General features: G+C 60.4%; 10 protein-coding genes and 1 tRNA gene. 7 read left to right on the top strand and 4 right to left on the bottom strand.

Translation table 11 applies throughout. The features are described 5' to 3' along the window. Positions 1-58: 58 nt before the first annotated feature. On the top strand, positions 59-1,018 hold the full coding sequence (locus tag KQI84_09140; GenBank protein ID MCB2155039.1) for a hypothetical protein: 960 nt from the start codon (positions 59-61) through the stop codon (positions 1,016-1,018). A 7-nt stretch (positions 1,019-1,025) separates the two neighbouring features. Here the strand turns inward: KQI84_09140 and KQI84_09135 are convergent, their stop codons facing one another. Next, positions 1,026-1,598 (bottom strand): flavin reductase family protein, encoded by a 573-nt coding sequence (locus tag KQI84_09135; GenBank protein MCB2155038.1) that lies wholly within the window; start codon positions 1,596-1,598, stop codon positions 1,026-1,028. 325 nt (positions 1,599-1,923) lie between these two features. On the opposite strand from KQI84_09135, the gene KQI84_09130 reads away from it, so the two are divergent. Next, a complete protein-coding gene (locus KQI84_09130) occupies positions 1,924-3,060 on the top strand; it encodes a hypothetical protein (GenBank protein MCB2155037.1) in 1,137 nt (378 codons plus the stop codon). A 151-nt stretch (positions 3,061-3,211) separates the two neighbouring features. After that, on the top strand, positions 3,212-4,096 hold the full coding sequence (ppk2, locus tag KQI84_09125; GenBank protein MCB2155036.1) for a polyphosphate kinase 2: 885 nt from the start codon (positions 3,212-3,214) through the stop codon (positions 4,094-4,096). A 12-nt stretch (positions 4,097-4,108) separates the two neighbouring features. Here the strand turns inward: ppk2 and KQI84_09120 are convergent, their stop codons facing one another. Beyond that, positions 4,109-7,819, bottom strand: a complete 3,711-nt coding sequence (locus KQI84_09120; protein ID MCB2155035.1) for a tetratricopeptide repeat protein — start codon at positions 7,817-7,819, stop codon at positions 4,109-4,111. A gap of 226 nt (positions 7,820-8,045) precedes the next feature. On the opposite strand from KQI84_09120, the gene KQI84_09115 reads away from it, so the two are divergent. Continuing rightward, positions 8,046-8,885: a hypothetical protein gene (locus KQI84_09115; GenBank protein MCB2155034.1), complete on the top strand. Its 840-nt coding sequence runs from the start codon at positions 8,046-8,048 to the stop codon at positions 8,883-8,885. Positions 8,886-9,236: 351 nt separating this feature from the next. Continuing rightward, a complete protein-coding gene (gene uvrA, locus KQI84_09110) occupies positions 9,237-12,200 on the top strand; it encodes an excinuclease ABC subunit UvrA (GenBank protein ID MCB2155033.1) in 2,964 nt (987 codons plus the stop codon). A 31-nt stretch (positions 12,201-12,231) separates the two neighbouring features. Here the strand turns inward: uvrA and KQI84_09105 are convergent, their stop codons facing one another. Then, positions 12,232-13,437 carry a Fic family protein gene (locus KQI84_09105; GenBank protein MCB2155032.1) on the bottom strand — a complete coding sequence of 402 codons (1,206 nt, stop codon included), beginning with the start codon at positions 13,435-13,437 and terminating at the stop codon, positions 12,232-12,234. A 277-nt stretch (positions 13,438-13,714) separates the two neighbouring features. On the opposite strand from KQI84_09105, the gene KQI84_09100 reads away from it, so the two are divergent. Next, positions 13,715-13,790, top strand: a tRNA-Thr gene (locus KQI84_09100). Between the two features lie 64 nt (positions 13,791-13,854). Next, on the top strand, positions 13,855-14,682 hold the full coding sequence (locus tag KQI84_09095) for a dihydrodipicolinate reductase (protein ID MCB2155031.1): 828 nt from the start codon (positions 13,855-13,857) through the stop codon (positions 14,680-14,682). A 15-nt stretch (positions 14,683-14,697) separates the two neighbouring features. Here KQI84_09095 and KQI84_09090 read toward each other — a convergent pair whose 3' ends face one another. Then, positions 14,698-15,237: a hypothetical protein gene (locus KQI84_09090; protein ID MCB2155030.1), complete on the bottom strand. Its 540-nt coding sequence runs from the start codon at positions 15,235-15,237 to the stop codon at positions 14,698-14,700. Positions 15,238-15,240: the final 3 nt, after the last annotated feature.

The raw sequence follows: 15,240 nt of genomic DNA, 5'->3' as shown, positions 1-15,240 counted from the left end.
CACGGCCCCGCCCGGGAACCTCTTTGCGGAGGCGGGCGGGGCCGAAGGTTTTCCAGACATGGCTATTCGGCTCGAACCAGCAACGGAGGAGTACGAGGAGGGCGTAACCGCTCTGTTCGCCCGGATGGGTTTGCCCGTCGAACCCAATCGCTGGTTGCGCGCCTATTCGCCCGAAGCTCCGGCCGATTATCCGAGCGTCCCCTTTGTCGCCCTGGATGAGGACGACCAGCCCGTCGGCTTCATGGGATTGCGGCCGATTCAACTGCACGTGGACCACGGATTCCTGGATGCCCAAGTGATGCACGACATCGTCGCCGACCCGGATCAGGATGCGGGGCGCACGGTGCATGCAATGATTCTGGAGGCTGCCGGGCAGGCAGTCGTCACGCTGGTCGGCGGTGCGCCGCCGGCCTTGTCACCGCTCCTGGAACTCGAACGTTTCGAACTGGCCGGCTACATCGAGCGCTTCTGCTTTCGTCCCGCGAAAGCCGGCAAAGGCGGCGCCATGAAGAGCCTGCCCTTCGATCTCGAACGCATCCACGAGTTCCCGCCGGCGGTCGAGGACCTGAACCATGGACTGGTCAGCGAGCGAAAGGTCTTCAGCCTGAGGCGCCCCGACCACTTGACGTGGCATTTCGCCGGACCGTTCCGCGAGTTTGAGATCTACGCCAGCCGGGACAACTCGCCGCTGGACGCCTATGCCGTCATCAGCGAAGTCCCCGGTGTCAGCGGGCCGGAATTGCATGTGGAGGATTTTGCGGCGCCAATTCTGGAAGCCGACAGAATGGTTCTGGCGCTGCAGAAGATGGCCCGCGAGCGCGAACGCGATCTGTACTGGTCCGTGATCAGCGCCCCCTGGTCGCAGAAGCTGATCGAATACGGCTTCGAGCGCCTGCGCCCGCGGTGGCCGCTGCACTGGCTGATCGGCGATCCGCTGGAGAAGAACGCCGGCCGCACCTTGGTTCGGAGCGACGTCTGGTTCCAAACGCCCGCGGATCTTTGCCTGGATCGTTATTGATAAGCTGCTACTCGCCCAGTTCCTTGCCCATCTCGAAGGCTTTGCCGATCGGATCGCCGATGGCGTGGTAGGTCTTCGTGCCGATCGCGTAGATGAACGGGCGCAGCTTCTCGATGTCGGGCATTCCGTCCGGAGCAAGAACGCTTTCGTCGGCCTTTACGTCGAGAATCTCTCCGATGAACTGCGTGTGCAGGCCGAGCTCGATGGTGCGTAGCAGGCGGCATTCGAGAACGAGCGGGCACTCGTCGACATACGGCGCGTTGACATGCTCGCTGCGCACGGGCGTCAGGCCGGCCTTGGCGAACTTGTCGACGTCACGGCCGCTGAAGAGACCGGCGAAATCCGCCGCTTTTGCCTGGTCGACGGACGGAACGCTGATGGTGAATTCCTTGTTATGCTCCATCCCCTCGAAGGAATGACGCCGCTTGGTGAGCGAAACGGCCGCGCAAGGCGGACGGCTGCAGACAATGCCTCCCCAGGAAACCGTCATGATGTTCGGACGGCCCTCCAGATCGTAGGTCCCGACCAGGTACACCGGAACCGGGTGCAGCAGTGTATGTGCGCCCAAGGACTTCTTCATCGCTGATCCCTCCGCAGAAGCAGATGTTCTGAATCGTGAGGACAACATGGATGAGACGCGAGGGGAAAGCGCGAAAAACTGTTGGAGCCCCTCGGGACCTCCAGGTAAAGAGTTGTTCATCGAGCGGACTGGGGAGCGAGCGAGCGCGATGGCTAACACCGATTTCGACAGATTCTACGCGAACGATGGCAAGACTCTAAAGCCGCCGTTCCGGTCCTTTCAGTTGCGGCGCGATGCCCTCCTGATCGGGGGCCATGCGTAGCACCGTACACGCCCAGTCCCACATCGATGCCCTGATTCACTCAGCCGCAGGAGGCAGCACGGAATGGCGGTAGATTTCTTCGAACGATTCTACGATGAGAAGCGACTCCGGCGTCGGCCGCTCTTTCGGCCTTACCAGGTGCGGCGCGATCCGTTGCTTGCGGAAGCAGACACGTGCCCCCTGCTGGATGTTTTCCGTTCGCGACGCGACTATCGCAGGACGGGGATGCGTTCGATCTGGGGTTGGATGACCCACGCCGACTACAAGACGGTCATCTGGCGTGCCCTGCTCCTGATCGTTTTCCTCATGAGCCCGCCCCTGTGGCTCCTTATTTGGATCGTCTCATCGCTCACCCGACGCATCATGAGGAAGATGCGCACTCCCGAGGACGAAAGCGCGCCGCCACGCTATGCATCGCATGTCTTTGTAGAGAAGGGCGTTGTGAAGAAGACGGCGCTCGAGCTTTGGATGTGCGGGATTTCCGGAGAGGACTTCGCAAAGGCAATCTACTTTGAGCGCCAACGCGACGCGCATCTTGTGTCGTTGCTTTTCGGTGTTCTCTTTGCGGTTGGATCGATCATTACCTTTGTCCTGACGTCGATGAAAGGCTGGCCCGGTTGGCTTCTGTCTCTGCACACGTTTGTCTTCCTGGCGGCGACGGCGTTTCTGTCCTATCGCCTCTTCTGGGCATTGTTGAAACTGAACACGCACCAATCGATCTCCTATCTGGAGAAGCAAGTCATGTTCTGGCAGGCGAAATTCAAGTTCCCCTTCTGGCGACGATTCCGAAGGGAAGCCCTGCATGCGGCCGTCGTGGTGGCCTGGATTGTGGCCGGGTTTGTGATCATCACGCTGTTTGTGTTCCAGTTTGCATTCGTGATGGGTTTGGCGTCAGGGATGGCCGGCGCATCCGGCGCTATCCTATCGCACCTAGTCAACCATGCCGCCGCGTATGGCTTCAGCCTGATGTTCGTCGAACTCGCGCTTCTGATCTGGTTGGCAGAATTCCTGGCGGGCCGACGCACGGAATGGCGAAAGGCCCGGGTGCTGGCCGACTGTGGCGATGTTTTCGATCTCATCCTCAATCTGTTCGCCGACTCGAAAACCGAAGACGTCGTCCAGTGGTACCTCAACAAGAAGAAGTACGTGAATGCGGTCGATGAGTATGTTGCAGAAAGGCAGCACCTGGACGCCCCCTAAGATGCGCTGAAGTACGCGACCAGGCCAGTCGACCGCAGTTCAACGAAGAGATTGGTACAATGAGAACGCCCTGGAGCGGGAGAGCTTTTCCGGTTGAGCAATAGCCCTCCCCTGCGGCAGAATTTGGTTACTCTGACCGGAGGCTCCCGTCATGACGAAAAAGGCCAGAAAGCAGAAGAATCCCGGCTCGAACGGCAAGGGGGCGGTGTTGGAGAAGGTGCCGAGCGAAGAAAAGCCGAAGCGCGTCAAGAAGATGAAGAAGAAAGACTACGAGAAGGAACTCGCCCATCTGCACGCCGAACTGGTCAAGATGCAGTACTGGGTGAAAGACCAGGGCCTGCGCGTTGTGATCCTGTTCGAAGGACGCGATGCGGCCGGCAAGGGTGGAACGATCAAGCGCATCGTCGAGCCCCTGAATCCTCGTGGCGCGCGCGTCGTCGCCCTGAGTGTCCCGAGCGATCGCGAGCGCACGCAGTGGTATTTCCAACGCTACGTGCAACACCTGCCCGCCGCGGGCGAGATCGTCCTGTTCGATCGCAGTTGGTACAACCGCGCGGGCGTGGAACGCGTCATGGGCTTCTGCACGGATCGCGAATACCGCGAGTTCCTGCGGTCCTGTCCGGAGTTCGAACGCATGCTCGTCCGTTCCGGAATCGTGCTGCTGAAATATTGGTTCTCGGTGAGCGACGAAGAGCAGGAGCGGCGCTTCCAGGCCCGTGCACGCGACATCCGGAAACGCTGGAAATTGAGCCCAATGGATATTCGCTCGCGCGACCGTTGGGAGGATTACTCCCGCGCCAAGGACGAGATGTTCTTCTACACGGACATTCGCGAAGCGCCGTGGTACACCGTCGAGTCTGACGACAAGAAACGCGCTCGCCTGAACTGCATTCGCCACATTCTCGGCCAGATTGAATACAAGGACATCATGCCCGGTCCGATCGATCTGCCCGCGCGCAAGATCGACCACAGCTACGTCCGCCCACCACGAGAAGAACACGCAATCGTACAGGATTGGTACGAGCAGAAGGATTGAACGAGGACAACCCTATTCATCCCTCGACGGTTCCGTCGCGATCAGGCTGTCCAGAATGTCCTGGACGGCCTGGTCGAGTTCTTCGCCTTTCGGTTCCAGATCCTGTGGTTCCCACTCATCGAGTCCCGCGGCTTCTCGTAAATCAAACGCCACACCCAATCGATCGAGCGTGCGCGGATAGTCCTCGGCGGATAAGTCGTCCCGCGTTGGTGGATAGGTGACCCCACGCAGGTCGTTCGTGCGTTGAATCAAGTCCGCGGCGTCTTCTGAGAGGTCAAACTCCGCAACACGATTCATCAGATCCCGATAGTCGTGATCGTCGGGATCCACCTCGGCGATCGTTGCGATCACAATGGCTTCGCGAACAAGGTTCTTCGCCCAGTCGGGCTGCGGTGGATCGAGTTGAAGCGTGGCGGAGGTCATCTGGACGTAGCGCTTCAGGAGTCGACTCTCGACGTAGTCCGGCGGAAAGCCATGTCGGTTGTTGTCAAAGTCCAGAATCCAACTGCCGAAGTGCAGGGCCTCTTCGGCCGCACCCGTTCTTCTTTCGTTCAGTGATTGAGGCAGAATGTCATCATAGTAGTTCGCCATCATACGGCGCACGTTGGGATGGTCGGCACCGAGAACGCGACAGATGTGCTGAATCGCGGCCACGAACATCAGTCGGCAATCATCGATCTGTCCATTGTGGAACAGCACATACGCGATGTTGTTGTAAAGAATCCCGATGGCGGGATTATCCTTCTTCCACCAAAGCTTCAGAATCCGCAGTGATTGCGCCTGATGATAGAGCGCCTCGCGGTACATCTCTCGTCCCATGTAGTTGGACGAGAGATTGTTGTGCATGATTCCCGTAAACATGTGATCCGGGCCATAGCTGTGTTCCAGAATATCGAGCGCCTTCAGGAAGGCCTCTTCGGCGTCCTCGTAGTTTCCTTGGTAGGACAAGCTGCTGCCCAACAGCGAATACGCCTTGCCCGTCTTCGGGTGCCGATCTCCCACCGTCTTCTGGTACCCCTCGATCGAACGGCGGATGTATCGTTCCGGCCGTTCATGATCGAACGAGCCTTCGTTCAGCAGTGTATTGGCCGCGCTGAAGTAGCCCATCGCCTTTTCCAGTTCTGTGACGTCCGGGTTCGCTTCGATGTCGGCCAGCGCTTTGTCGAGAACATCGCTGCCTTCATCCAACTCCCCCACCAACATCAAGCCACTCGCGAGATCCAGTTCAGTGTAACCGTAGTTTTTGTGAGACTGAAGCCCGGCGTCGTCCATAATCTGGAGGGCTTTGCGCGCGGATTCGACACCGCGGGCAAACTCTCCCCTGGCGATGTAAATGGAACCGAGGCGTTCCATGATCGCCGCGCCCTGGATGTCGTCGGAGAATCCCAAGTCATTTGCCAGTTCAAGAGATTGCGACGTGACGGCCAGCGCCTTCTCCAGTTCACCCAGCGAATGGTATCGATCGGAGAGCGCCTGCGTCATTTCATAGAGTTGCGGTTCGAGCACTTCCAACGACTGACGATAGTAGTCCAAGTACTCCTGGCTCGTCTCGTCGAGCATCCGGTTTGCTTCGCCTTCACGGGCGAGCGCATCGGCGTATTCCTTGTGCCGTTCGCCCTTCGTCAACGACGTCGCGGCAGTCGCTTGTGCCAGCAGCTTCGTCGCCTGCGTCAGATTGCCTGCGCGCGCGGCGGCAACACCCATTCCCGAGAGCGGCTCCGGTGCATCCGAACGAGCGTTGTGGGCCTGCTCGTAAAGGTCGAATGCGGCGTTGTATTCGTCGGTGGTTTGCGCTCGCTCCAATGCGAGATTCGCTTCCGCCAGAACGAGCGGGAAGGGTTCCGGGTCAAGGCGATCGCCGATCGCAGGAGATGCTTCCAACTGGGCACGTGTCTTTCGCAACGCATCGCGCCTTGAGAGCAACCGTTCGATCGCTGCTTCGTCGAGTGCATCGGCTTCGATATTGCCCTCGGGATCAATTTCTGTCGGGACGGATAGCACCGCAGCGATCTCGGAGGCCAGTTCCTCCTCGTCGCGCCGCAGCGTGTTGATGCGCTCGAGCAATTCAGCCGTGCGGTTTGCCTGGCTTTCCTTTTCCTGGGCCAGCAGGGCGCGTTCGACGGCCAGTTGTTTGTCGGCTTGCGAGCGCTGCACCATAATCATCGCGGCCAGCACCACAATCATCAGCAATGCGATTGCGGCCAGCGCATAGCGACGCTGGCGTTCGCGCCGATGAGCGCGCGTCTGCGCCGCGGCAATTTCCTGCAACAAGCGCTTACGATCTTCACCGTCGGGCAATCGACGGGTCTGCACTTCTGCCAGAACGAGATCGCCCATCGTGAGCGCCGCACGCGCGTACGCGGCCAATCCCTCGTTGCGCAGAGGTGCGATCGCTGGATTCGTCGGCCACAACGTACCGGCGCGATCCAGGTCGACCAGCGCCTCGTTGAACGAAGAGTAGTCGCGCAGACCAGTGCGCAACGCGGCGCGCACGTGCTGCACGAGCGTCTGCGATTCGCGACGCTTGCCCGCGCCAGTCAGGTAATCTTTCAGGCCTTCCACAAATGCCAGGGCGTTCGGCGTGCGATGTTCCGGGCGTGGAGAAAGCGCTCGCATCGCAAGGGCAACGAGTTCTTCCGGCAGATTGTTTGTCCCCGCACGTTGCGCCGGCGGTTCGATCTGCCCGATCGAAGCGCGCAGGAAAGCCACCTCCGAAGTCTGCGCCCGATGCGGCGGCGAACCGGCCAGCAGATAGTACAACGTCCCGCCCAGCAGGTATACGTCGGTCCAGGGACCGATGCCGTCGGCCCGCGGCCGGGTTTGTTCCGGCGCCATGTAGGCCGGTGTCCCGGATGGGCTCGATGCAGAACTGCGCGAGGGAATCAACTGACGGAATTCGTCGAGGATCGGCTCCTCCTGCTGCTCGTCCTGATCGTCGCGCCGGTAATCCAGCGCCAGCCCCCAATCGACGAGCAACACTTCGCCAAAGTCGCCGACCATCACCTGACTCGGCTTCAGGTCGCGATGGACGATGCCCTGCGAGTGCGCGAAAGCCACGGCCTCCGCAACGTCGATCAGGATGGGAATGTGCTTTCCAAGGAAATCGGGCAGGTCGAGGCTCTCTCGATCAGCCTTGAGGATCTCGCTCCAGGGCCGACCGCGAACCAGCTTCATCGCCAGCAGCGGTTTGCCGGCATCATCTATCCCGAGGTCATGCACCGGGATGATGTTGGGATGCTCGAGCGCGGCGGTCACGACGGCTTCCTGCTGGAAGCTCATCACGCGCATGCGCTCGTCGTCGGGGCCCTCGGACTTGTCCGGACGAACGCGCTTCACGGCAACGATTCGGCCAAGGGATAATTGACGGGCTTCCCAGACTTCGCCCATGCCGCCGCGACCGATCAATCGATCCAACTCGAAACGCGGTCCGACGATCGAAAGATTCTCACCCGCGATTTCGTCTTCGGTCTTGGTGCCTTCCGCTCTAATCGCCCAGCGCGAAACCGTGAGTTCGCCGCCGGGCTTGCCCTCCCCCGGCCGCACGATTGTCTCGGGGATAGACGGCGGGATGTACGACGAGGTCGCGTCCGCCGGCAGATATTGAGGGACAAAAGCATCGGACAGATCGCCACTCACGACGAAGCCGCTCGACGGCTCGGGGGTCTTCGATTCCTCGGGCTGCTGGTTGGGAGGGCCGCCCGGCCGGTCCTCGTTGTTGTCCATCAATGTCTCCCTGGCGACGCCACGGGCTGCTTCAATCCACCAGCAGCTCCCGGCAACCATCGGTAGTGCACGTTTCGCTCCAATGCGGAACACCTAAGCACCGATCGGACCCGCCCCGGTAGAAATCAGCAATTCGTTGATGCGCCGGAAGACACACCCGCTTTCGCCTCGACAGCCGTACAAGCCATCTGCATCCTCGCCCCAATTCGCGTCGGAGGGGAATCGCATGGCGAACGCAACCGTATCTGGCCTGGTGGCGAGTTGGGAGGATCTGCGAGCCAATCCCGTCTTCAAACGGACGCTTCTCCCGAGAGGCTTCCGCTCGATCATCCGCAGCCCGATTGTGCGGTCCGTGGTCTTTACAGCGATCGCATTGTCCGTCTATGAATCGATCCTGAAGCTCCCGACCGGCCTGATCCCTCTCCTCGGATTCGTGATCCTCTTCTGGACGATCATCATGGCGATCCAGAGGTTCTTCTGCTGGTTCGAGTTCTCATCACTGGCCGCCACGGGGACACTCGACGACTACCTGAACTCGGGGCTCAGCCGCGCCGACGTTGCGCTCGGGATCATCTATCCCGCTGTGCTGGCGGAGTATCTGGCAGTCGGCGGTATCATTGCATACTGGGCGATTTCCAACCATACCGACGCGATCATGCTCGGCTTCTATGCGCTGATCGCCTACCTGATATTGAGGCGTCTCTGGGACTCTCCGTTCGTCTTCCTGCCCGATGTCGAAAGCTACCTTCGCAAACGCAACCCGCTGACTTTGTATTTCGTGGGCTTGGCTGTGTTGGTGCCGCAGACAATCTGGTTCACAATGTTCTTTGGGATCTTCTTCGGGACTGACATCGCCTTCGGCTTGTTCGGGGTGCCGATGCCGGTTCGCAAGTACACAGTGATCTTTGCCTTCGCGATCACCTACTTCCTTTCGACCTGGCCGATGCGCTGGTGGCAGATGTGGCGTATCCGGCGGTTCTACTCGCGCTATCACTCCTTCGATGAGCTGTTCGACACGTACATCGAGAACCGCGAGATCGAAGCCGCCCGGCGCCGCATGGGGTGACGGCCTTGGCCCCTTCCAGGGACCGGAGAGAACGTAATCCCCTACCCCGGGCTCCCAAAGGTCGCCCGGGGCCATTGAACTTCGCCCCCCTGTCGGGGGACGCCTTCGTTCCAGGTGTGTATCCTGGAAATGGAGCTTGAGTGCTACTCCGCCACATCCTCCGGAGGAGGATCAGGTGAATGGCCCCGGGCGACGACAGGAGCCCGGGGTTGGCGCAAAGAGACAGCCCCGTGCCTGGAGGGGGCGAAGACCACGTCTTCACCTTTTCTTCGCCCTTGACCACCACCCCGCGGGCAGGCATAACTCCTGCACGCTTGCGAGTCGCCTCGCATTTTCCTCCGGACGGCGGTCATGTCTCCTATCGATCTCCAGGTCTTCGGCGCCTGCGAACACAATCTGAAGAACATCGATGTGCGCGTGCCGCGCAACACGCTGACCGTTGTGACGGGGCTGAGCGGCTCTGGCAAGTCGTCGCTGGCGTTCGACACGATCTACGCCGAGGGCCAGCGCCGCTACGTCGAGAGCCTGTCGGCCTACGCGCGCCAGTTCCTCGACCAGATGCCGAAGCCGCACGTCGAGCACATCGAGGGCCTCTCCCCCGCCATTTCGATCGAGCAGAAAACCGTCAGCCGAAACCCGCGCTCCACCGTCGGAACCGTGACGGAGATCTACGACTACCTCCGACTGTTGTTTGCGAACGCCGGTACGCCACACTGCACGCTGTGCGGGCGGAAGCTGCAGAAGCAGACCGTGCAGGACATCGTGGATCGCACAATGAGTCTGCCGGAGGGATCACGGCTGCTGGTTCTGGCGCCAATCGTGCGCGGCCGAAAAGGCGAATATCAGGCGCTGTTTCAACAGGCACTGAAGGAAGGTTTCGTCCGCGCAAAGGTCGACGGCGAGACGATCGAACTGGACCCGCAGATGCGCCTGAAGCGCCAGTTCAAGCACGACATCAGTCTCGTGATCGATCGCTTCATCGTGCGCAAGGATCAGCGCCAGCGACTGACCGATTCGGTGGAGTTGGCCCTGCGCAAAGCGGACGGCCTCGTCATCGTCGAGACGGTACCGGACAGTGGCGGCAAGTTCCCGAAGGGCATCGAGTGGGAAGGCGAACGCACCTTCTCCGAAGCCCTGGCGTGTCCCGAACACGGCCCGCAGATCATCGAGTTGGCGCCTCGCATGTTCTCGTTCAACTCGCCGTACGGCGCGTGTCCAAACTGCAACGGACTCGGCACAACGCCGGAGATTGACGAGGACGCGATCGTGCCTGATCCCTCTCGCTCGATCGAGGAAGGCGCTGTCGTGCCGTGGCGCGGGTACTTCCCCGTGCGACGCGGCGTGGTGGAGCCCAGAACGTCGGCATGGGGATATCGGGTGTTGTTGGCGCTGTCGAAAGCACTGAAGTTCAAGTTCGACACACCGTGGGAAAAGCTGCCGGCGAAAGTGCGCAACGCGCTGCTGCACGGGACGGGTTCCAAGAAGTACACCGTGCACATGAGCGCCGAGGATAAGGGCCACGTTCACAAGGTGGACTGGGAAGGCCTCGTGCCGCGCATCAAGCGACTGATGAACGAGACGCAGAGCGAAGCCATGCGCGACGGCTACATCCGCTATCTGCGCGATGCGGCCTGCCCGGAATGCAAAGGCGCGCGGCTGCGCCCTGAGAGCCTCGCGGTAACAATCGGCGACCGCAACATCGGCGAGGCCTGCGCGCTGACGATCGGCGAAGCACACGACTTCTTTGCGAACTTGAAGCTCGACGAACGCGAGGCGATGATCGCGAACCAGCCACTGAAGGAAATCCGCGATCGCCTGTCGTTCCTGCTGAACGTCGGGCTGCACTACATCACGCTCGATCGCCAGGCGGGGACGCTCTCCGGCGGCGAGGCGCAGCGCATTCGATTGGCCACGCAGATCGGATCGCAACTGGTCGGCGTGCTCTACATCCTGGACGAGCCGAGCATCGGTCTACACCAGCGCGATAACGAGCGCCTGATCGAAGCGCTCTGTCGTCTGCGCGATCTGGGCAACACCGTGATCGTCGTCGAACACGACGAGCAAACGATCCGCACGGCCGATCACGTGGTGGACCTCGGGCCGGGAGCGGGAACGCTCGGTGGCCACGTCGTCGCCAGTTGCACGGCGAAGCAACTCGTAAAGGTCAAGGACTCGCTGACCGGCGATTTCCTGGCCGGACGCCGCTCAATCGATGTCCCAGGAGAGCGCCGCCCGATCGATCCTAAGAACCAACTCGTCCTTCGGGGCGCGCGGCACCACAATCTGAAGGACATCGAGTTCGCACTGCCGCTCGGGGCGATGATCGGCGTCACGGGCGTGTCCGGTTCCGGAAAATCGAGCTTGGTCATTGAGACGCTCGTGCCCGCGCTGATGAACCACTTGCACAACGGCAACCATACCGTCGGCCCGCACCGCACGATCGAAAACATGGAAGCGCTCGACAAAGTGATCAACGTCGATCAATCGCCGATCGGCCGCACGCCGCGGTCGAATCCTGCGACGTACACGAAGATCTTCGACCTGATCCGCGATCTGTTTGCGCAAACGCCCGAGGCCCGCATGCGCGGCTACAAGAAGGGACGTTTCTCGTTCAACGTAAAGGGCGGCCGTTGCGAAGAGTGCAATGGCGACGGCATGAAGCGCGTCGAAATGCACTTTCTGCCGGACGTGTTTGTGGAGTGCGAAGCGTGCCGCGGTCGCCGGTTTAATCGCGAAACGCTCGAGGTCACTTATCGCGGAAAGAACATCGCCGACGTGTTGGAAATGACCGTCGCGGAAGCGCTCGAGTTCTTCCAGCCGGTGCACTTCATCGCGAGCAAATTGCAGACACTTCACGACGTCGGGCTATCGTACATCACGCTCGGGCAATCGGCGACCACGTTCTCCGGCGGCGAAGCGCAGCGCATCAAACTCTCGCGCGAGCTCTCCAAGCGCAACACGGGGCGGACGCTTTATGTGCTCGACGAGCCGACGACCGGCCTGCATTTCGAGGATGTACGCAAGCTGATCGAAGTGCTCAACCGGCTGGTCGACGCGGGGTCCACGGTGCTGATCATCGAGCACAACCTCGACGTCATCAAGTCCTGCGACTGGCTGATCGACCTCGGCCCCGAAGGCGGCGAAGCCGGCGGCGAAATCATCGCAACCGGCACCCCCGAGGAAATCGCCGCCGTAAAGACAAGCCACACCGGCCAGTTCCTCGCCCCCATCCTGACCCCCGCCAAGCCAGCCCGCAAACGCGCCACGAAGAAGATCGCGAAGAAGGCGGCCAAGCGCACTACGAAGAAGAGATGATTGATTCCAGGATGGACTGGCTCTGCCTTCCTCAATCCTCCTGCCCCGTCAGTTCCCACGAACTATCCCAGGGAGGTCCAAAGTCAGCGGCTCCCTCCCGCGCATCGAAGAGATCGAGGTATTCGCGATAGGAGTAAACGCGCCCTCGGCCGTCGCCGGTGACCGTCTCAAGCAGTCCGAGTTCCTCGAACAGGCCAACGAACTTGTTCGCCGTGTTGTAGGAGCACCCCAGTTCCTGCTCTGCGAGACGGACAGAGATCATTGGCCGACGGAAGAGAAGATCGAGAAGGCTTCGCGCGCGAGGATTGTCTCCCACGCGATGGATGATCAACTGCTGGTGCCGCTCTTTCAGAGCCCGGATACTCCGAGTTGTTTCAATCGCTTCTCGAGCTACTTCTTCTGCACCCCGAAGGAAGAAACCTAACCAGCCTTCCCAATCGCCTTTCTCTCGAATCGCAGTCAGTCGATCATAGTATTCCAAGCGATTGCGTTTGAAGAAATGAGAAAGATACAGGACTGGACGTGATAGGATTCCCCTTTCACACAAAAGGAGGGTGATGAGCAGCCGCCCGATTCGACCATTGCCATCCAGAAAAGGGTGGATCGTCTCGAACTGTGCATGAGCCAGCCCTGCCAGAATCAGAATGGGAAGGGAATCGGAATGCAGGAACTTCTCCAGTTCGCCCAGAGCATCCTTCATGTGAGGCACTGGCGGCGGTACGAAAGACGCCGTTTCGAGGGTACATCCTGGCGGGCCAATCCAGTTCTGGGATCGCCGGAACTCACCCGGGGTCGAGTGACTTCCCCGCCCAGACCGCATGAGAATCGCGTGGATCTCCTGAAACAGGCGAAGCGAGATCGGAAGATCTGCCAGGCGCTCCAAGCCATGATTGAGGGCAGCCACGTAGTTCACGATCTCGCCCGCATCCACGAATCGTTCGGCTTTTGAAGGAGCTATTTCGAAGCGCAGGACCTCTTCGAGAGTGCTCTGCGTTCCTTCGATCTGGGAGGAGAGCACTGCTTCGCGACGCACATACATTCCGAGGAATAAGTCTGTATTGGGCAAGATGTCCGTTATGGTGCTCAGCCCCCCGACGGCAAGGTCGGCCTGGGAGAGCAGTTTCTCCAGCTTGGTGTTCATCCGAACGGGTGGGCTGGGGGGAAAGGAGGCTGGAATGAACGCTCTAAAGCCCCCTGGTTGTTTCACAAAATGGCCAGATCGTGAAATAGAAGTCATCTCAAGTGTCCTCGAATTTCATTTTTTGAGACAACTGGTGTTTATCTCAAGCCCTTATTTCACAAAATCGCGATTTTGTGAAATAAGGCGCCGGTTTTGGGGGGCCTTATTTCAATAATTGAAATAGAACACGGAATTTACAAGTGTTGCGGGCAGGCCGCGGTCAGTGCGCCCCAACTGCGCCCTGCCTTTTTTGGGGGGTGACCACTTTTCTGGTTGCGCGCCGGGGGCCATTCTCCCAAGTAAGGAGCCCTCGCGGGGGCGATACCCGCGATGGGCCGCCATAGCTCAGCCGGTAGAGCACATCCATGGTAAGGATGGGGTCCACAGTTCGAATCTGTGTGGCGGCTCCACCCCTTCAACAATCCGTCCCCCGCCGGAGTGATCCAGGCGGGGGTTTCTATTGCGAGGTCCCTTATGAGCGCGATCCATCTCCTTCTTTCCGGACTACCTGGCCGCATGGCCAACGAAGTCGCCCTGGCGGCTCTCGAATCCGCGGCCGCGGAACGCTTCACACTGCTCGATGTTGCGCTGACAGGTGAGGTGGTCAATGACGCCGTTCATGTCGTCAGCGGTCGCGAGATCCAGCTCCGTCGACCATCCACACGCGAGAGCCTGGAACTGCCGCCGAACACCATCGCGGTGGATTTCACCGAGCCAACGGCCGCGCTAGACAACGTGCGCTTCTTCGCATCGGCGGGGATTCCGTTTGTAATGGGAACAACCGGGTTCGATCGCGACGAGGCGGTGAAGCTGGTTCAGGCGAGCGACGCGTCCGCCGTGATCGCGCCGAACATGGCGATCCCGATCGTGTTACTGCAGACGGCGATGGCGAACCTGGCGGACAACTTCCCAGGCGCCATGAAAGGCTACGGCTTTCATGTGGTCGAGTCGCACCAGAAGGGCAAGAAGGACACGAGCGGCACCGCCAAGGCACTCGTGGCGGACTTCGCGCGCCTCGGTCTGCCGGCCAAGGTCGACGAGATCGAGATGATCCGCGAGCCCGAGGAGCAGACATCGCGCATGAACGTCCCGGCGGAGCACTTGGCCGGCCACGCGTACCATTACTACGACATCAAGTCGTCGAATGGCAGTGTGCGGCTCGGGCTGAACCACTGCGTCGACGGTCGGCGTGTGTATGCCGAAGGCGCGTTGGTTGCCGCCGATTTCCTGGCTCGTCGCCTGGCCGAAGGTTCGCGCGGCGAGGTCTTCAACATGACCGATGTGTTGATGGATCAGGGCTAACCGCCGCCCCGCAACTTACATTCGCTGCGGCATGCCTTCTTCGTCGTCGCCGCGGAAGACCATGATTTCATACGGATGCCCGAGGATGTTTTCCCCGTCGGCATCGACTCGGCCCTGGGCTTGGAACATGGCGTCGCGCTTCGGCAATTCCTCCGTCGCGCTCGCGAAGTACTCCTTCTGATCGCCTTCGAGTCCATTCTTGCGGATCTTCAAATCCTGAAGCGTCAGTTCCTCGAATCCCCCCTCGGGCTTGCGGCGCAGGAAGCGATCTTCGGCGTGCCCGTACAGCATTTTGCTCGATGTCTCCAGGTAACCGCTCGCGTTGATCGGCAGCACGCGAAAGCCGTCCTCGATCGCGAGCGGTTCGGCGTCTTCGACCTCGTACAGAATCTTGACGTGTCCGCTGAACCCAGGCGGCAGGACGTAACTGTTCGGCGTCCGTTCGGGAGCCACTGCGCGATCGAAATCGACAAACACGAAAATCATAATCAGCGCCAGTCCCAGCGCCGTTGCGATTGGTATCCAGGAAAACCCTCGTCGTCCGGGGAGCGTCATGCG

Source organism: bacterium (assembly GCA_020444065.1).
Classification (GTDB): Bacteria; Sumerlaeota; Sumerlaeia; order SLMS01; family JAHLLQ01; genus JAHLLQ01.
Note: the sequence above shows the minus strand (reverse complement) of the source record. Positions and strands in the feature narration are given on the sequence as shown.